11 protein-coding genes and 1 pseudogene are annotated in these 19,643 nt (G+C 38.0%); 5 read left to right on the top strand and 7 right to left on the bottom strand.

Features of this window, described 5'->3' with window-relative positions:
• Positions 1-10 precede the first annotated feature (10 nt).
• Complete coding sequence (locus ACP3T3_RS02285; protein WP_426478317.1) at positions 11-2,932, bottom strand: SusC/RagA family TonB-linked outer membrane protein; 2,922 nt, start codon at positions 2,930-2,932, stop codon at positions 11-13.
• Positions 2,933-3,183: 251 nt separating this feature from the next.
• On the opposite strand from ACP3T3_RS02285, the gene ACP3T3_RS02280 reads away from it, so the two are divergent.
• The 3 genes from ACP3T3_RS02280 (at position 3,184) to ACP3T3_RS02270 (ending at position 6,405) form a co-directional block, all read left to right on the top strand.
• A complete protein-coding gene (locus ACP3T3_RS02280) occupies positions 3,184-4,293 on the top strand; it encodes an MFS transporter (protein WP_426478316.1) in 1,110 nt (369 codons plus the stop codon).
• Positions 4,294-4,309: 16 nt separating this feature from the next.
• A complete protein-coding gene (locus ACP3T3_RS02275; RefSeq protein ID WP_426478315.1) occupies positions 4,310-5,098 on the top strand; it encodes an NUDIX hydrolase in 789 nt (262 codons plus the stop codon).
• A 128-nt stretch (positions 5,099-5,226) separates the two neighbouring features.
• The gene (locus ACP3T3_RS02270) at positions 5,227-6,405 is read left to right on the top strand and encodes an acyl-CoA dehydrogenase family protein (protein ID WP_426478314.1); all 1,179 of its coding nucleotides are present in this window, start codon (positions 5,227-5,229) and stop codon (positions 6,403-6,405) included.
• Positions 6,406-6,881: 476 nt separating this feature from the next.
• On the opposite strand, the gene ACP3T3_RS02265 is transcribed toward ACP3T3_RS02270, so the two are convergent.
• The 6 genes from ACP3T3_RS02265 to ACP3T3_RS02240 all read right to left on the bottom strand — a co-directional run bounded on the left by ACP3T3_RS02265 (position 6,882) and on the right by ACP3T3_RS02240 (position 15,178).
• Complete coding sequence (locus ACP3T3_RS02265) at positions 6,882-9,245, bottom strand: patatin-like phospholipase family protein (RefSeq protein WP_426478313.1); 2,364 nt, start codon at positions 9,243-9,245, stop codon at positions 6,882-6,884.
• A 175-nt stretch (positions 9,246-9,420) separates the two neighbouring features.
• A complete protein-coding gene (locus tag ACP3T3_RS02260; protein ID WP_426478312.1) occupies positions 9,421-12,108 on the bottom strand; it encodes a PD-(D/E)XK nuclease family protein in 2,688 nt (895 codons plus the stop codon).
• The gene (locus tag ACP3T3_RS02255; RefSeq protein WP_426478311.1) at positions 12,105-12,641 is read right to left on the bottom strand and encodes a DUF922 domain-containing protein; all 537 of its coding nucleotides are present in this window, start codon (positions 12,639-12,641) and stop codon (positions 12,105-12,107) included. The genes ACP3T3_RS02260 and ACP3T3_RS02255 overlap by 4 nt, the downstream gene beginning before the upstream one ends.
• Complete coding sequence (locus ACP3T3_RS02250; RefSeq protein WP_426478310.1) at positions 12,641-13,045, bottom strand: hypothetical protein; 405 nt, start codon at positions 13,043-13,045, stop codon at positions 12,641-12,643. The genes ACP3T3_RS02255 and ACP3T3_RS02250 overlap by 1 nt, the downstream gene beginning before the upstream one ends.
• Positions 13,046-13,107: 62 nt before the next feature.
• Positions 13,108-13,743: a 16S rRNA (guanine(527)-N(7))-methyltransferase RsmG gene (gene rsmG / locus ACP3T3_RS02245; RefSeq protein WP_426478309.1), complete on the bottom strand. Its 636-nt coding sequence runs from the start codon at positions 13,741-13,743 to the stop codon at positions 13,108-13,110.
• A 97-nt stretch (positions 13,744-13,840) separates the two neighbouring features.
• Positions 13,841-15,178: a M20/M25/M40 family metallo-hydrolase gene (locus ACP3T3_RS02240; RefSeq protein ID WP_426478308.1), complete on the bottom strand. Its 1,338-nt coding sequence runs from the start codon at positions 15,176-15,178 to the stop codon at positions 13,841-13,843.
• 256 nt (positions 15,179-15,434) lie between these two features.
• Between ACP3T3_RS02240 and ACP3T3_RS02235 the strand changes: the two genes are divergently transcribed.
• Entirely contained in the window at positions 15,435-16,628 is a 1,194-nt protein-coding gene (locus tag ACP3T3_RS02235) for a pyridoxal phosphate-dependent aminotransferase (protein WP_426478307.1), read from the top strand.
• Between the two features lie 33 nt (positions 16,629-16,661).
• Positions 16,662-19,601, top strand: a pseudogene (locus ACP3T3_RS02230) (insulinase family protein).
• The last annotated feature ends 42 nt before the right edge of the window (positions 19,602-19,643 follow it).

Here is a 19,643-nt window from a genome sequence, read left to right as displayed (position 1 = left end):
TTGTTGGTCATTAAAATTGAATATTAGCTCCTATTAAGAATGTTCTGGCTTGAGGGTAATACGCTCTGTCTACGCCGATAATATCCTGCTCAGAGTTATTTCTACCGGCGATTTCCGGATCATATCCTGTATATTTTGTGAAAGTAAGCAGGTTTTCTCCTGTGATATACAGTCTTACTTTACTCATTCCAAAGCGTTGGGTAACATCCTGAGGAATGGTATAGCCTAACTGAACAATTTTCAGACGCACATAATCTCCTTTCTGAAGGTAATAATTAGACATCCATGAATAGTTATGGTTAGGATCATTACGGGTGATTCTTGGATTATCATTAGTAGATCCTTCACCTGTCCATCGGTCTAAAATTCTCGTCTGGTAATTGGCATCAGGAATATCCAGTCTTCTTAATCCCTGGAAAATCTTGTTACCCGCCTGCCCCTGTGCAAACATCATCAGGTCAAAATTCTTATAGCTCATATTCACGGTAAGTCCGAAAGTATATTTTGGTATAGAGCTTCCTAAGTTTACTTTATCATTGTCATCTATTTTACCGTCTCCATTATTATCCTGCCAGATAAAATCTCCCGGTTTTGCATCCGGCAATAATTTTACACCGTTGGCATTTACATAATTGTCAATTTGGGCCTGATTCTGGAAAACTCCACTATATGTTTGTCCGTAAAATGATCCGTAGGGTTGTCCTACTGCTACTCTGGATACCGCTCCCATGGTCTGGAAAGAAGCCAGGTTGAAATATTCAATATCATCCTCTAATCTAAGCACCTTGTTCTTTATGGTAGCAAAGTTACCATTCACCGAAATGCTGAAATCCTCCCAATTTTTCTTGTAGCCTAGTTCAAGCTCAACCCCTGAGTTTTCCATATCTCCTACGTTTGACCAGGGTAAAACAGGAACTCCTACATAACCAGGAATATTGATTTGTCTGAGGATATCGGTTGTTTTCTTTTTATACCAATCTGCTGTCAAGGTAAAATTGTTGAACAATTTCAGATCTGCAGCAATATTCAGCTGGCTGGTCTGTTCCCACTTCAGATTAGGGTTTTCCAGAGTACTTTTCGCATACCCAATGATAATATTATTACTGGAGTTGGTATAATTACTACCGGAAACCATGAAACTTGCAAATCTGAAATTATCCATTTCGTCATTCCCTAACACGCCGTAACCTCCTCTTAATTTTAAGTTATTAACCACTTTATTCTCCGGCCAGAAGTTTTCCTTATGTACATTCCATCCCAGTGACATAGACGGGAAAGTTCCCCAATGCTGGTTGGTAGCAAATTTTGAAGAGCCGTCTCTACGGATTGTTCCTGTAAACAAATATTTGTCGGCGTAATCGTAAATAATCCTACCGAAATAAGATGCTTTACGGGTTTCAATTCCATCCCATCCTTTCGCAGTAATATTATCCTGGGAAATGTCGAAGTTGAAGGAGGCATCCTGCCAGTTATCAATAGGAAGGTTACTATAGGTCAAACTGGTTCCCCCAGCAATGTTGTATCGGTAAACTCCCTGACCTACCATGACATTGATATTGTGATCACCGAACTTATTCTGATAGGTCAATGTATTTTCCATACTCCATTCAAATTTATTTTCCTCCACCTTGTTCAGACTATTGAAGTTGGTATTGTTAAAATTGGGACTTAAATAATATTTCGGTGTAAAAGAGCGGCTTCCCCAATAGGATTTTTTCCCATTTAAGCTTGTTTTGAATGTAAAATGATCCAGAAACTTAAGCTCTGCAAAAACATTTCCCACGAAATCATCTGACCAGTTATTATTACCCTGCTGTATATGGCGGAAAGCCTGAGGATTGGTCATTTCATTGTTTACATATCGGGAAATTCCGTAAGGACGGCCCTCAGAATCCCGGATGATATAAGGATTGGTATAACCACTTGGATCTACCATTGACCAATCTGTCACGACAACCGGAGTCGTAGGATCCAGGTTAACTGCTGAAGCCAACGGTCCTCCGAATTCTTCGTTTGCACTTACTCCCTGAGACTTCACGTGCGTATAGGCAAAGGTTTGCCCTATAGTTAGATAGTCTGTCACTTTATGGGTTGAGTTAAATCTTGCGTTGATTCTTTTATAAAAAGAAATATCACTCAATACAATACCAGACTGATCAAAATATCCGAAGGAAGTATAGTAGGTGGATTTTTCATTCCCTCCTGTAATGCTTACTTCGTGAGAAGATTTTTCACCTGTTCCGAAAATAGCATCCTGCCAGTTGGTTCCTTTTCCAAATGATTCAGGATTGGTAAATCTAGGAGTTCCTCCATCGTTTACAAAACCTTCGTTAATGATTTTTGCATATTGTGTTGCATCTAACAGATCCAGTTTTTTGGATGCATTTGAGAAACCATAGAATCCGTTGTAAGAAAGAGTCAGTTTTCCTTTTTTCCCTTTTTTGGTTGTCACAAGAATTACCCCTTTCGCTGCAGAGACTCCGTAGATTGCAGATGAAGCTCCGTCTTTAAGTACTTCTATACTTTCTATATCCGACTGGTTAAGCCATCCGATATTGTCTACAACAATACCATCTACTACCCATAAAGGACTGTTGCTTCCCGCTCCAAAACTGGTAATTCCCCTTACCCGTACAGTAGCAGCAGCACCAGGCTGTCCTGAGTTGGTCACTACCGAAACACCAGCTGCCCTTCCCTGTAATACCTGTTCTGGTTTACCAGATGGAATACTTTCAATGTCGCTTGCTTTAATACTCGCGATAGCTCCTGTGACATTACTCTTTTTCTGAGTTCCGTAACCAATGACTACCACTTCGTCTATTTTGTTTTCTTTGGCAAGTGTGTCCTTCGCCTTGTTGGTCTGGGCACTGAAGTTGGCCGTAAAATAGAGGACGGCAACCACTCCTACGCTTCTTGATATTCTTACATTCATATACAGTTATTGTTTAATTCTCAAATTGAGACAATAAAAATATATTTTTTTTCAATTAATTAACATTCTATTCATAAATATTTTAGTTTTTCTTTTATTTTTCAGGGTTAGAAGCCCTATCTTCGCATCAATATTTCATAAAATTTCAAAAAAAAACAATAAAGAAATCTCCCAAAATGATCATCAAGCCATCTAAAATTTCTTTTCCCCTGAAACTTACCTTTCTCATTTTTTCAATGGTTTTAAATTGCATGGGACTGATCATTCTGCAGTTATCCGAAGAAAAAATCACGTATGGGGAATTGGGATTTCTGGAGTCTTTCAAGGATTTACCGATCGCCTTTATTTCTCTTTTTGCGGTACGTTTTATTAACAAAACAGGAACAAAGAAAGCCTTGATTTCAGCTTTGATCATTGTAGGATTCTGTTCCTGCCTTTTGCCCTTTGTGGAAGTCTTCTGGTTTTTTAAACTCTGGTTTGCCATCGTCGGAGCCTGTTTTGCGATCGGAAAAATCTGTGTTTTCGGGATCATCAGGAATAATATTTCAGATGAAAAATCACTGGCAAAAACGATGAACAGTGTAGAAGCTTCTTTTATGATCGGAATCTTCGTAGTTAATACCTGTTTCGGATGGGTGGTATCCAGTGCATATTCTGAATATTGGAAATTCTGTTTTTTATTAATAGCTGTTTTATCCGCATTAACAATTTTCCTGTTATCAAAAATCACAATTTCCGAGGCCAGACCTCTTGAAAACAAAAATATTTTTTCTGAGCTTTCCGGCTTCACGTCCCCGGCGATACTATTATTCCTGGGTGTTATATTTTTCATTGTTTTTGTAGAACAGGGATTCAACTCATGGCTTCCTTCTTTTTATAAAAACCATTTGAAGGTCAATTCATTTTTTGCCCTTCAGGCTACCTCATTCCTGGCGGTATTTTCTTATGCAGGAAGAACGGTCACAGCCAATATCATCCGAAGATTTTTTTTACCCAACTACTATATTTCATGCATGGCTTTCATTATTGCTTTATTGGTGATTATTGTAGGGGTGCAGTATTTTGAATCAGCAGATTCAAGAGTAATTCTTTTCTTATTTCCGGTGATCGGTTTGTTTTTGTCACCACTCTACCCTGTCATCAATTCAAAAATGATTGCTCAGATGGATAAAGAAAAAGTAAACCTCTTTACTTCCCTTATTGTTATTTTTTCCTCTCTGGGCAGCTCTGTAAGCTCTATTATTATGGCTGTTCTGTTTGAAAAACAATTATTAAATTTCTATCCGTTATATATTTTATCTTTCGTAATTCTTCTTTTTGTGACTAGTTTGGTATTTTTTAACGTTTCAAAAAGAAAATAGTTTTATTTTTACAGCCATGAAAATCAAAGACACAAAAAGTAAAGAGACGCTTCGGGAACTTATCGATACAAAAGATTTTGTTGCCCATATATCTGTTGACTGTACTATATTCGGCTTTCATAATAATATTTTGAAAGTTCTTCTTTTAAAGTATCACGATCTGGATCTGTGGTCACTTCCGGGTGGTTTTGTTTTCAATGATGAAGATTTAAGGGAAGCGGCAGCAAGGGTATTGTTTGAGAGGACACATCTTGAAGATATTTTTCTGAAACAGTTTCACACGTTTGGAAGAATTGACCGTACGGAAAATAATGTACATCAGATCCTTCTTAAAAACAAAGGCATTGAAGTACCACCGGATCACTGGATTTTTCAGCGGTTCATTACAGTAGGCTATTGCAGCCTTATTGACTTTTCTCTGGCTAATACCTTCCCCGATGCTTTCAATGAAAGCTGCGAGTGGTTTGAAGTCAGCAATCTGCCTAAGATGGCTTTCGATCACGACAGAATTATTGAAACCGGGTTAGAATACCTGAGAATGAATATCAATACGGAAGTGGCGGCCAGCAATCTGCTGCCTGAAAAATTCACAATGAAAGATCTTCAGTCTCTTTATGAAACGATTTTAGGACAAAAATTCAGAAGAAATAACTTCCAGCGTAAAATTTTAAGCTTACATATTCTTGACCGCCTCGAAAAGCTTTACGACGGTTCGGCCAATAAAGCTCCCTACCTGTATACATTTAAAAGCAAAGTTCACAACGCTACCAATCAGTATCCTATATCCAATGATGAGGAGGCTTAAAATACAGAATTTATCTTATAAATAAAGGAAAACACCATTATCTGTCTGAAAACCAATATCTATATAAGTTTTTAAAAAAATTTTCAAGACACCACGAAAAATGTTACTTTTAACCAAATCAAAAAATCATGTCATATTATCCTCTTACAAGCATCCCTGATTATTATGGAATTGATGCTTTACTTACTGAAGAACATAAACTAATACGCCAATCTGTAAGAGACTGGGTTGAAAGTTTTGTAATGCCGCAGATAGATCAGGCCGCTCAAAACCATACAGATTTACCTAATCTGATGAGAGAATTGGGGAAAATCGGGGCACTGGGACCTTATATTCCGGCTGAGTATGGCGGTTCAGGATTAGACCAGATTTCTTATGGTCTGATTATGCAGGAATTGGAAAGAGGTGATTCTGCAGTACGTTCTGCAGCTTCGGTACAGAGTTCGCTGGTGATGTTTCCTATTAATGAATTCGGTTCTGAGGAACAGAAAAAGAAATATCTTCCCAAGCTTGCGGCCGGAGAAATGATCGGGTCTTTTGGTTTGACAGAGCCTAACCACGGTTCTGACCCGGGCTCTATGGAAACTTATTTTAAGGATATGGGAGATCATTATCTTTTGAATGGAGCCAAAATGTGGATCACCAACTCTCCTCTATGCGATATCGCTGTGGTATGGGCAAAAAATGAAGAAGGAAAAGTACAGGGATTAATTGTTGAAAGAGGAATGGAAGGTTTCACCACTCCTGAAACTCATAATAAATGGAGCTTAAGAGCTTCAAAAACCGGGGAACTGGTATTCAATAATGTAAAAGTTCCGAAAGAAAACCTTCTTCCCGGAGTAACAGGACTGAAAGGTCCTTTATCTTGTCTGAATTCTGCAAGATATGGAATTTCATGGGGTGTAATAGGCGCTGCTATAGATTGTTACTGTACGGCTGTTCAATATTCTAAAGAAAGAAATCAGTTTGGAAAACCTATTGGTTCTTACCAGCTTCAGCAGAAAAAACTGGCAGAATTCTTAACGGAGATTACAAAAGCCCAGTTATTGTGTCTACAGCTAGGAAGCCTTAAGAACGACCATAAAGCAACTCCGGCTCAGATTTCAATGGCTAAGCGTAACAACGTGAAAATGGCGATTGATATTGCCAGAGAATCAAGACAGATCCTTGGCGGTATGGGAATCATGGGTGAATTCCCGATGATGAGGCATGCAGCTAACCTTGAGTCTGTAATTACGTATGAAGGAACGCATGATGTTCATTTACTGATCACTGGATTGGATATTACAGGAATCAACGCTTTTTAAGAAATACAAAAAATATATATAAAGAGTCTGGCCTTCGGCCAGACTCTTCTATTTTACTCACATTGCAGGGAATTTATATTCGATGAATAGTTATTAATATTATAATATTTTTACTTTTTCTCTGAAGTCATTACCTTAATCCCACACAAAAACTATCGATATGAAAAAAATTACAACTTTTTATTAAGTCTTACAGCCCCATTCTACTTTGCACAGCAGGCTGGTGATCTTGTAAGCACCGAACAGAAACTTGATTTAACACCACAGGAGTGTATATCTGGTACAAGTCACACTTTCCAATGGAAAAACAATGAATAAAAAAGTAAAACTCTAAAATCAATCACTATTCTATATCATTTCAAGTTAATTTTGGCACTTCAGCAATGGAGTGCTTTTTTTGTATCAATACCAAGTAAGCTTCTTTACAACAGGCAATAATAATGGTATTTAAATTTTAACTTTAAAAAATATTATCCTTAAAACTTAAAGCCTACACTGAAATATATTCTTGAAAAATCAAGCTGGTTGTTTCTGGAAACATTTAAACTTATGGGGCCGATAAGAGATTCATAGCCCAGATTCAATCCGTAGCCAAACATACCAAAACTGTTATTAAAAGGAGAATATTCCTCACTTACCTTTCCATAACTGAATGAAGGGGTGAGATAGAGCTTTTTCATGATCCTGTACTGAAGCGATACTGATGTTTTAGCCACAGAAGTCATAGGAAGCTCTTTCTGCCGAAGCCCGTTGAATTCAGGGCTCAGAAGATCATAATTGTACTCACTGCCACCTAAGTTGTACTTCTGATTCAGGAAAAGATAAGGCACCTGATCCTCTCTTTGTGCTCCAAAACTTGTTCCCAGAAAAAGATTCACTTTTGCTGCAAGCCTTCTTGTAATCGGATAGGCAAAATTTTCATTCAACGTAAAAGAAACCAGGTTTTTAGGTTGATAATAATAAGAATCTTTAGGGTTCAGTATGGGATATAAAAGCGGCTGTACGGTCTTCAGGTCATACAATTCATACTGGTCTCCATAATAGAATCTTGTACTCACCTGCAGATGGTTCCCTTTCGTAAAGAAATATCTTTTGTTGAGATTGTTCTGTTCAAACTTCAGGAAGGTGTTGAAATTACTGTGATCATACAATTTTTTACTGTAATTATCCACTTTTGTCTGATCTACTTTATCCAGCAAACTATACATTCTTTCTGTGTTAAACTCCGCTCCGAGGGAGAAATAAGCATTTGGACTGATATTATAATTCAAAGCGATCTTTGCAGTTATATTTCTGTACATATGGTTAGGAAAACTGTCACTTCCGTCACTATTTACATCATACAGCCTGAAATTCAAGTCATTACTTTTAAGGTAAATCATTTTACCTTCCAGGTCCAGCCACAAACGCTCTCCACTGTCCAGGAACTGCTGGTAAGCAACTTTGGCTTTAAAGCGTTCAGAGATATCTACCGTTGCCAAAAATCTTGATCTGTTCAGAAGGATATTCCTGTAGGTATAGTTGATGATAATCCCCACCGATTGTTCTGTATCATAATGCAAGGCCAGTTTAAAAGCTCCTTTTTTGGCTCTTTTTACAAAAATATTCATTATAAGACCTTCATTTTCATTGGTATAAGTATAATACACCTTCACATACTGACGCATTCCGAATACTCTGTCTATGGCTTCATTTACTGTTTTTGCATCATAATATTTCCCTTCTGTCAGTCCCATCTGCTTTTTAAGTACTTCAATTTCTGCAGCATCATTAATGGGAGTTCCGTCTTCTTCATTGAAAGTAAATTTTGTAGTAGGCAGTTTTACTTCCTCTATTACCTCGTGCTCATACTTGATTCCGGCTTTTCGCTGTGCTCCTGCCAGAGCTACAAACTCAGGAAGGTGTTTTCTCGCCTCAATTTCTCCTATCCTGATGATCCTTCTGAATCTGGCAAAATCCTTCGTGGTAATATCCCCCAGAGGATCTACAAAGTCCACGAGAATATCAGACAGTTCTTTCTGGTGTTTAAAATCTTCAACAGAACGGATGGCATGAGTCTGATAGATCATCTTCATCGGATTCTCAATCTCTTTTTTGGTAAAAAGCCTGAATCCGGTATATCCTCCGATCACAAAATCAGCTCCCATCTCACGAACCTCATTGGCAGGATAATTCCGGTCTAATCCTCCGTCTACCAAAAGCTTTCCATCAATATAAACAGGTGCAAAAGCTGCAGGAATTGCCAATGTAGCACGGATTGCCAGCGGTAATGAACCTTCTTTCTGCATCACAAGGCCTCCGTTTTCAATATCGGAAGAAGTAAGCTGTACCGGAATTCTCAGTTTGCTGAAATCATTGATATGTTTTGCATTAAAAGTAAGGGTGTTAAGAACCTCTCCCATGTACTGCCCTTCAATATAGGAGCTTGGAAGAGTCGGAAATCCTCTCACGACAGGAAACTCAAGGATGTATTTGTCATATTCATCTTTTTCGCTGATATTGACTTTATTGTAGGGAATTTTATTACTTAAAATCCTGCCCCAGTCTACTTTATAAATAGTATGTTTCAGCTGGTCAGCATTATATCCCATCGCATATAACCCACCAAGAATTCCTCCCATACTGGTTCCTGTAATATAATCTACCTTGATTCCCAATGAGTCGATCATCTTGAGGATGCCAATATGGGCAAATCCCTTTGCTCCGCCACCGCTGAGCGCAAGACCAAATTTTGTGTCTTTGGTTATATTCTGAAGCGCAATATCCAGTGAATCATTCTTTTGCTGGGACTTGATAACAAGAGAGAAAGCTATTAATAGGAATACCAGTATTTTTTTCATTTGTGATTTTAATGTATCTGATTTGAAACTTTAAAGGAGTAAAGATACATAAAAATGTCGCCTGCCTGATAAGCCTGTTCTGTGAAGTGAATAAATGCATTTCAGACTATTATCCAAAACAAATAAGCTATTGATATTCAGACAAGAATGACATTACCCATTTATATTAAATATTTTAATATGTTTTGATGGTTTCTACAAAATTGATATCCGGGTTCAGGATTTCGAGGATCAGGCTTTTAACAGATTTCATGGCATCGTCAATATTTCCTTTATCAAACTGTAACGAAACCATCCCTTTTTTGGCGTCCGCAAAACTCCAGATTCCTGTCTCAATCGGGAATCCCCAAAACTCAGGAAGATGCTGTACCACATAATGGTAAATACAGAGCTGAAGTGCCTGTTTTCTGTCACTGTTATGGAAATATTCAGCAACATTACCTTCATCAATTTTTACAGTAAGATTTTTAATTCTGGCGGTTTTATAATCAATAATCCTTAGAGTTCCGTTCAGTTTATCAATACGGTCGATGAATCCGAAGAAAGAAACCTTATCATTTCCATCGAGAGGAAAATCTATGTTTTCAAACCTTCTTTCTATATCAATAATCTCAAGTTTGTTGCCCTGTTTTATCAGTTCAAGATCATGATTAAGGACATTTTCAATTACTTTTTTAGCAATAGCCTTATGGATATAATTCATCCCTTTTTCATAGAATTCCGGTTGATGCTTAAGCTTTTCAATCGCAATATTTATATATTGATCTATCGCTTTAACTGAATTCTTCAAGTCACTTTCTTTTAAAACCTTACCCTTCAGCACCTCATATACTTCTTGAAGTGAATAATGGACTAAATTTCCATAATTCTTTATCGACAGCTCTTCTTCAATTTCATCAGTTTCCGAAGTATTTAAAATCTTGGAAAGGTAAAAATCAATCGGATTATAGAGATAGCTTGTAAGATGAGAAGCAGATACTTTTTCTTTCCATTTTTGAAGCCGGTCCTGTACAATCTGAGTCTTGGAAATTTCTATGGGCTGGGTGGCAATGGGCTCAGATGAATTCTCAATAATCAGATGTTCAATCTCATGTGAGCTCTCCATTTCAATCTGGGTAATGAAACGGCTTTTTTCTCCGGTATTTACTCCGGAACTTAATGCATTGTACAGCATATGTACATTCTTTGCATCCTGAAGCAGGCGGTAAAAGTGATAAGCATAAATGCTGTCATTTTCCAGGAAAGTATGAAGATCAAAGAATCTTCGGATATCAAAAGGAATATAGGTATTCTGAGAATTTCCAAGGGGAAGTTTTCCTTCATTTACGGAAAGCAGAATTACATTTTCAAAATTCAGGAGACGCGTTTCCAGCAGTCCCATGATCTGTAGTCCTCTCAAGGGTTCTCCCTGAAAATCGATGCTCTCCGAGTTGATATGCTGGTTGATCAGGATTTCCAGCGTTTCCATTTTGATCTCAATATTGTAAGGAGTCAGCTGGTTTTTGATAATTCTGAAAGCATTTTCAAAGTGAGATACATTTTCGTACTGAATATCATCTATCTCAAGCCATTTTACCTGCTGGCAGAATGCAATAAGCATATCCAGATAGGCATTTGTACCTGCTGCTTTCTGAAGAAGCCCAAAATAGGACAGTCGGCTCAGCAGTTCATGCAGAAGCTTATGGGAAATATAAACAATATTTCTTTCTTCTATTTTAGCTTTAAAGTCATTGATAATCTGCTCGTCTTCCAAAGATTTAGGCAGTTCTTCCAGGATTGGGAAAATATCCCTGTAATAATAGGAATATTTATTTTTTTCCAGTTGTTTCTGCAGGTAGAAAAGACGTTTGACAGCATTGGAAAATGACAGGTTTTTCAATGGGAATCCCATTGTAATATTCAAATTGTCAACACCATGCATTACGTCGAGACTTGCAGGAAGAAGATTTTCATCCAGCAATACTACCGCTGTATTGGAATAGGTTTTATTATTGATTTCTTTAAAGATCTCAGGCAGCACTTTGGTTTGGGTTACATTCCCCGACACTTCATAAACCTTAATTTTTTTAGGCTGGTTAAAGTCGTCTTCTATCCATTGAAAAGCCCTGTTATCATCAAATTCTTTCCAGGTTTTATGATTTCTCAGAAACTTTCCGGCTTCCTGTCTTTCGTCATTGAAATAATAACGGTCTGCCTGAAAGAAACATTGAGCTTTATTCCACTGTAAAAGGCTTCTTACCAGTTTTTCCTCTACCGGAGTAAAGGCATTAAACCCACAGAATATAAACTCGTCTTTGGTATTTTTAGCAAAATCAGTAATCCTGGCTTTAGCCGCTTCATGGATCATTCCGGAAGTTGCCCAGTTTTTTTTCTGCAGTCTTTCCTTCAAAACAGGGAGAAAAACGTTCATATTCTGCCAGAAATTAAGGAATTTCTTTCTTGGGACATTATCATCCTCACCGAGATCCTGGGCCCATTCTTTGATCCTTTCCTCATCAAACATGTATTGCAGAACCGCCTGATCACTGTCCGAGAACTTGAGAATATCATCCCAATCCTTCTGCAACGTAGGAAACCACTTCAAAAAGTCCGAAAAATCATCTCTCGGAATAAGATTAAGGCTCCTGTAGACATCAAATGAAAAAAGCCACAGCGGAATTCCCTGAATGGGCTGCTGGTCGGCAATTGTATTGATAAGTTCTTCTATGGTAAAAAAATTGGGAAGAAACCCTGAATAATTATTTTCCTCAAGGATCTGCCTGATAAACACGATGGGACGTTTTCCGGGCAGAATGATATTAAACGCAGAAAGATCCGGGTTTTGTGCTAACAGTTCATGGATGATCTTATTGAGGAATTTCAAAGTACTTGATAGCTTTTTAAGTTGTCTAGTTGTTCAGAAATCAAATTATTATATTCTGTCTGCTTTTCTTTATCAATTCCATGACGGGTTTCCCTGTCGTAGGCCATCTGGAAGCTCTGATAATCAGCGGATATCCCGTTGTAAATTGCTTTGAAGTATTTGTTATAATCACCTGAATTTCTGATTTTCTCAGCAACTGCCTTTCTGAATTTCCTTACAAATAATTCTGCAATATCAAAATGTTTCTGCTCGTGCAGCAGGATGTAGTCATTCATTTTTTTAACATCCTTCCAGGATTTTTCTTCATGGAATATGGTCGTAATGCTAATTGTAACAGGCGCCTTTGGGTCGGAAGATTTTGCGGCAGAAAACTCCCAGCCACAATGGGTATATGCCGCCACATCAGGGTTACTTTTCTTACTGACCGGACTTTTAAAATTATCCCACGTCAGTTTTTTGCTGTCCTGCCAGATCAATTTCTGCCCGGATAGAGCCTGTATGGCCAATAAACACAATATAAAAGTCAATCTCATTATTCCACTACAATTGTTTTGGTAATCCAGTTATTTCCGCCATTCCAGAATTTAAAAGTATACGTTCCTTTTCTCTGGGGACTGAAGTTGATCTGGCTGGCTCCTGCATAACTTCCCTGAGTACAAGGTCCGTTTGTAATATATTTGTAGGAGGTAACCGTTCTTTCCAGATTGGTGTTGTAGATATAATCATATCCGTAAAAACCTTCACAGTGAGACGGATAGGTGGAATATGTTTTTATGCTCTGTATCGCAAAAACATCCATGGTATCATTAACAATCTTTACGCTGTCTATTTTGATCTTATCAATAGATTCAATCGTATGATAATCGTCATCATTACATGAAACCAGAAGCCCGCCGAACACGAATACTGAAAATCCAATATTTAAAAGTTTTTTCATAACCTTTAATTTTCTGATTATTAACAAATATTAGCAAAAATTATTCCTTATTTATATAAAAATCAGGAATTAAAATTACCTTTTGATACATAAACTACTTTTTTAGTATCAAAAAATTCTTCATCAAAATAGTGCTTAAGGTTGAAAATTTCACATTTAATTCCGGCCAGTTCTTCTGCGAGATCACCGCCTTTTAAATATAAAATTCCGTTATGTTTAGGGTTAAACTGTTCTTTTTCAAATTTCCCTTTCAGCCATCTTAAGAATTCCGGCATCTGGGTTACTGCTCTGCTGACAATAAAGTGGAATTTTTCTTTCAGCTTTTCTGCTCTTCCGTGGATAGCCGTTACATTGGTCAGTCCTACTCCTTCTGCTACAGCCTGTACTACACTGATTTTCTTTCCAATAGAATCAATCAGGGTAAATTCTGTTTCTGGAAACAGAATTGCCAGAGGAATTCCCGGAAAGCCACCTCCGGTTCCGATATCCAAAACTTTGGTTCCCGGTGCAAATTCCATCACTTTTGCAATTCCCAAAGAGTGCAGAATGTGCTTTTCATACAGCGATTCCATATCTTTTCTGGAAATTACGTTGATCTTTTCATTCCATTCATTATACAGGTTTTCCAATTGCGAAAACTGTTCTTTCTGTTTTTCAGTAAGATCCGGGAAATATTTTAATAGTAACGATGCAGACATGTGAATTATTATAAACCGCAAAAATAAGTTTTATTTCTCTTGTATTCAAATCTACTTTTCCTGATTTATCATTGAACTTTGCTTTTGGCAGGAATCATTATTTTGCAATCCCCGGAATTACAGGCACACCCAGGTTTCCGGAATGGCTGACGCTTTGTACGGCAAAAATATAGTTGTCTTTCGAAAGCGGAACCTTTATAGAAAGCTCTGTAGTAAATATTTTTTTCTGCCACACCGGACTGTCCGTTTCCCTGGCCAGCACGTAATATCCTGCCGGAGTTCCGGATGTTGGCTTTTTCCAATGCAATGCTGTGGAATTGGTGAGCTCTTTTACATCCATTTCTACGTTCTCAGGCTTTGAAGTGGATTTAGCAAGATTGGCCAGTACCGCAATATTGGCAGCAACATTCTTCTTAAGATATTTAAAATCTATAAATTCAGGCAGATCACCATATTGCTTATTGTTTTCCACTCTGATGTCCTGATGCTGATGATCATAGTTCTCGTAATATTCGGTAAGCCGTACTGACGGAAATCCATTATTGACAAAGCTGGTATGATCACCTCCACGCAGAAATCTGTCATTTCTGTAGATCAGCTTTATTTCAAGTCCTTTCACATATTGTTCTGCAGTTTCTTTGATATATCTCGCCAGCTGCCTGGACTCACTGTCATTTTCAAAACCCAGATTCCTGATGGCCATTGCTTTTTTGTCGAGATCTTTGTAAGGCAGGCCTTCACTGAATACACGAAGCACACGGGTATTGATTTCTCCTGTTTCTCCTGCTTTAGGATTACCGATCATATCATTATTCAGGACGGCATCCAGTTGTAAATTTTCTCTTTTTATTTTCTCAGCCAACTGCCTGGAGCCTAACAACGACTGTTCTTCACCGGAAAATGCTACAAAGATAATTGAGGCCGGAAATGAAGAGCTGCTTAATATTCTGGCAGATTCTATAACAGCACTTACTCCGCTGCCATCATCATTGGCGCCGGGTGCCGGGGAAGTTCTGTTCATCACATCGGTCACTCTTGAATCCAGATGCCCTCCAATCAGAAAAATTCTTTTATCATCGGGATCTGCTCCTTTCAGAAAAGCAACTGCATTTCCCAGATTGACAGGTGTATCAACTCTTTTTCCGTCCGGCTGCAAATCTTCCTGCTGAAGGTATACTACCATCCTGCCTCCGGAATTTTTCGAATAATCGGTGAACTTTTTAATAACCCAGTTTCTTGCCGCTCCTATTCCCTGCTTAGGATCATCTGTTGTACTTAAAGTATGCCGGGTTCCAAAACTTACCAGCTTACCGATGTAAGACTTTAATGAGTCTTTATTCACCTGTGAAACATACTTTTTCACTTCATCATCTTTTGAATATCTCTGAGAGAAAGCAGCACATGAAATCAGCAATAAGAAAACGGAATATTTCATAGGATAGGTCTTAGATGGTTTAAAGATACAAAACCCAAAGTTGTAAAATCATTCCCGATAAGGATTTATTTAATCTTTTTCATATAATTAAGTTTTGTGACAAAATAAGATTAACCAGTCTTATTCATCAGAAGAAAATATTATTGTTTCCCAAAAAAACATTTAACAAAACCTGACAAAAATCTTCAAAGCCATCCCATTTTTATTACCCCTGCAAAACGTTTTTATTATATATTTGTTAAAATTCAAAAAATACATGGATAAACTTTCAGATAGAGTAAAAAGATTAGGATACTCACAGACATTTGTCATGTCAAATAAAGCCAGAGAAATGAAAGCCAGCGGAATAGATGTAATCAGCTTAACTCTTGGCGAACCGGATTTTGATGTTCCGGACAATATCAAACAGGCCGCTTTCGATGCTATCAATCAAAACTACAGCCATTACTCTCCTGTTCCCGGATTCCTGGAATTGCGTGAGGCTATTTCACATAAATTAAAAAGAGATAACAACCTTGAATACAAATCTACGCAGATTTGTGTTTCAAATGGTGCCAAGCAGGCTATTATAAATGTTCTTGCCGCAATTATCAATGATGGCGATGAAGTTCTTCTTCCTGCTCCTTACTGGGTAAGCTACGACGAAATGGTAAAAATGATGGGCGGAACTTCCGTGATGCTTCCTACGTCTTATGTTACCGATTTCAAAGTCACTGCAGAACAGCTTGAAGAGGCTATAACAGAGAAGACCAAGGCTGTGCTTTTCAGCTCTCCATGTAACCCGTCAGGAGGATATTATACCTATGATGAATTAAAATCTATCGCGAAAGTTATTGCCAAATATCCTCAGATAACGGTCATTTCTGACGAGATCTACGAGTACATCAACTACGAAACAAAAACAACTTCTATCGCTCAGTTCCCTGAAGTATACGAACAGACAGCTGTAATCAACGGAATGTCAAAAGCATTTGCAATGACAGGATGGAGAATCGGATATTCTGCTTGCCCGGAATGGCTGGCTAAAGCATGCGAAAAAGTACAGGGGCAGATGACCAGCGGCGCAAATACCGTGGCACAAAGAGCGTCTATCACCGCACTGAAAACAGATCCTTCCGAATACAGATATATGATTGATGCATTCAAAAAAAGAAGAGATCTTGTGTATGAGCTGATCAAAGAAATCCCAGGATTCAAAGTAGTGCTTCCAAAGGCGGCATTTTATTTCTTCCCGGATATTTCGTTCTACATCGGAAAAACACTAAATGGCACTGAAATTAACAATTCAGATGACTTTGCTATGTTCCTGCTGGAAAATGCTCATGTAGGATGTGTAGGTGGTCTCTCTTTCGGAAGCCCGGAATGTATCAGATTCTCTTATGCTGCTTCTGAGGAAGATTTAAGAGAAGCAATGAAACGAATCAAAAATGTATTGGAACCATTCAATTAATCAAATAACCATCAAAAATAAAACACAGCAGCAATGAATCTGTTAAAAAAACTAACCATCGCGACGAGTATTGCCGCCGCAAGTTTCTCAGGATATGCTTTTGGCCAGGATTTCCAATGGAAAGAAGCTACCTCAAACGGCTACAAATACAAATATGTAACGAATGACCCTACTTCCGCAAGGTATTACACCTTAAAAAACGGATTAACAGTTATTCTGAGTCCTACGAATAAAGATCCTAGAATTCAAACCTATATTGCAACAAAAGCCGGAAGTAAAACCGATCCTGCAGATCATACCGGTCTTGCCCACTATCTTGAGCATATGCTTTTCAAAGGAACGAATCAGTTCGGGTCTAAAGACTGGGCAAAAGAAAAACCTCTTTTGGATCAGATTGATGCTCTTTACGAAAAGTACAACCAGACTAAGGATGAGGCTAAAAGAAAAGAGATCTACAAAGAAATTGACAGGGTTTCAGGAGAGGCTGCCAAATTTGCAATTGCCAATGAATACGACAAAATGATGGCTGGCATGGGAGCTGACGGAACCAATGCCTTCACCTCTTTTTAACAGACCGTATACACAGAAGATGTGCCGGCCAATGTTCTTGACAAGTTCCTTGCTGTACAGGCTGAAAGATTCAGAGAGCCCGTTTTGAGATTATTCCACACAGAGCTTGAGGCGGTATATGAAGAAAAAAACAGATCTCTTGATGACGATGGAGATAAAGTTTTCGATACAATGTTTGCCAATCTTTTCCCTAACAACAATTATGGAAAGCAAACAACCATCGGAACCATTGAACACCTGAAAAACCCTTCTCTACATGCAATCAGAGAATATTACAACAACTACTATGTTCCCAATAACATGGGAATCATCATGTCCGGAGATTTTAACCCGGATGAAGTCATTGCGAAGATAGACAAGGCTTTCTCTTACATGAAGCCTAAGACGGTTCCGGAATATAAAGTGGGACAGGAGAAGCCTATCTCCGCTCCGATTGTAAAAGAAGTGGTAGGACCGAATCCTGAAAATGTAATGCTTGGTTTCAGATTCCCAGGAGCATCTACGAAAGATGCAAGAATGCTGAACCTTGTTGGAAATATGCTTACCAACGGACAAGCAGGATTGATTGACCTTGATCTGGTAAAAAAACAAAAGCTACTGGGTGCTTATGCCGGATCTTATGCCTTAAAGGATTATTCAGTTTTACTTTTACAGGGTAAACCTACTGAAGGACAGTCTTTGGATGAAGTAAAAAATCTCCTTCTTCAGGAAATTGATAAATTGAGAAAAGGTGAGTTTTCTGATGACCTGATTCAATCTATCGTGAACAATGAAAAGAAAGGGATCATTCAGAAGGATGAAAAATATTCAACCAGAGCAAGTATCCTGATGGATGAATTCACCTCAGATATTGACCACAAGACATCGCTGGAATATGTAGACGAAATCTCCAAACTTACGAAGAAAGATATCATGGATTTCGTATCCAAATATCTTCAGAACAACAACTACGTTGCGGTTTACAAAAGAAAAGGTGAGGATAAAAGTATTGTAAAAGTTGACAAACCAACCATTACACCGGTTTCCGTAAACAGAGAAGATCAGTCTCCTTTCCTCAAAAAGATTGATGAAATGCCTGAAAACCCTATCGCTCCGGTATGGTTAAATTATGATAAAGATATTGCTAAAAATAAATTAGCTGATGTAGATGTACTTTCTGTAAAAAATACAGATAATGCGCTGTTCAGAATGTATTATCATTTTGATTCAGGAAAATGGAACAACAAAATCCTTCCTTTAGCAGCAGAATATCTTCAGTATCTGGGAACTAAGGACAAGTCTTCTGAAGTGATCAGCAAGGAATTCTACAAACTTGCCTCAAGCTTCAATGTGAGTGCAGGAAACGAAGAAACTTACGTATCATTGGAAGGTTTAAATGAAAATTTTGATAAAACAATTGCTTTATTCGAAGATCTGATTAAAAACTGCCAGGCAGATCAGAGCGCTCTTGATGCTTACAAAATCAGACTGAAGAAGGCCAGAGCAAACGCGAAGCAGAATAAAGGAACCATCATGGCCGGATTGAGAAGTTATGCTCAATATGGTGCGCAGAATCCTTTCAATAATGTATTGAGCGATGCTGAACTTGATGCATTAAAAGCAGAAGACCTGATCAATGTTCTTCATGACCTGTTCAATTTCAAGCATAAAGTATTGTATTATGGTCCGAAATCAGGAAACGAAGTTGTAGCATCTTTAAAACCTGTCCACAAGCTCCCTGCAACCCTGAAAGAGCTTCCTAAGTCTAAAACTTTTGCTCAGATTCCAACTGATAAGAATAAGGTATTATTCGCTCATTATGACATGGTACAGGCAGAAGTTTTCTGGGTACGAAACGCTGACCAATACAATCCGTCAACGACCCCTACCGTAAATTTATTCAACAGTTATTTCGGAGGCGGAATGGGTTCTATTGTTTTCCAGACGATCAGAGAATCCAAGGCACTGGCCTACTCTACCTATTCTTACTTTGCGCTTCCAAGCAAGAAGACAGACAAAGATATGATCATGGCGTATGTAGGAACACAGGCAGACAAATTCAATGAGTCTACAACGGCAATGAACGAGCTTTTAACGACACTTCCAAAATCTGAGCAGTTATTCGAAACAGCGAAAAGCGGATTGAAAAAATCTATTGCTTCTGAAAGGATTACTCAGGACGGAATCATCTTCTCTTATCTGAAATCCCAAAAACTCGGAAACAATTTTGATATGAGAAAAACAGTGTATGAACAAGCACCAAAGCTGTCATTTGCAGACATCAATTCTTTCCACGATAAGGAAATGAAAAACAAGAATTATACTTATTGTCTTGTGGCTTCTCAAGATAAAGTAAATGAGGCCGATATGCAGAAGTTAGGTGAAGTTAAAAAACTTAATTTAACTGAAATATTTGGTTATTAAAATTAACAAAAAGCCCTGATATCAGGGCTTTTTCATTTAACA

The organism is Chryseobacterium sp. CBSDS_008 (assembly GCF_049959325.1).
In the GTDB taxonomy this organism is placed as follows: Bacteria; Bacteroidota; Bacteroidia; order Flavobacteriales; family Weeksellaceae; genus Chryseobacterium.
Note: the sequence above shows the minus strand (reverse complement) of the source record. Positions and strands in the feature narration are given on the sequence as shown.

What these genes read in the sequence shown, in the direction of transcription:
- ACP3T3_RS02285 (WP_426478317.1), bottom strand. Translation starts at nt 2,932, where the DNA reads ATGAATGTAAGAATATCAAGAAGCGTAGGAGTGGTTGCCGTCCTCTAT.
- ACP3T3_RS02240 (WP_426478308.1), bottom strand. Translation starts at nt 15,178, where the DNA reads ATGAAATATTCCGTTTTCTTATTGCTGATTTCATGTGCTGCTTTCTCT.
- ACP3T3_RS02255 (WP_426478311.1), bottom strand. Translation starts at nt 12,641, where the DNA reads ATGAGATTGACTTTTATATTGTGTTTATTGGCCATACAGGCTCTATCC.
- rsmG (WP_426478309.1), bottom strand. Translation starts at nt 13,743, where the DNA reads ATGTCTGCATCGTTACTATTAAAATATTTCCCGGATCTTACTGAAAAA.
- ACP3T3_RS02270 (WP_426478314.1), top strand. Translation starts at nt 5,227, where the DNA reads ATGTCATATTATCCTCTTACAAGCATCCCTGATTATTATGGAATTGAT.
- ACP3T3_RS02275 (WP_426478315.1), top strand. Translation starts at nt 4,310, where the DNA reads ATGAAAATCAAAGACACAAAAAGTAAAGAGACGCTTCGGGAACTTATC.
- ACP3T3_RS02235 (WP_426478307.1), top strand. Translation starts at nt 15,435, where the DNA reads ATGGATAAACTTTCAGATAGAGTAAAAAGATTAGGATACTCACAGACA.
- ACP3T3_RS02250 (WP_426478310.1), bottom strand. Translation starts at nt 13,045, where the DNA reads ATGAAAAAACTTTTAAATATTGGATTTTCAGTATTCGTGTTCGGCGGG.
- ACP3T3_RS02280 (WP_426478316.1), top strand. Translation starts at nt 3,184, where the DNA reads ATGGGACTGATCATTCTGCAGTTATCCGAAGAAAAAATCACGTATGGG.
- ACP3T3_RS02265 (WP_426478313.1), bottom strand. Translation starts at nt 9,245, where the DNA reads ATGAAAAAAATACTGGTATTCCTATTAATAGCTTTCTCTCTTGTTATC.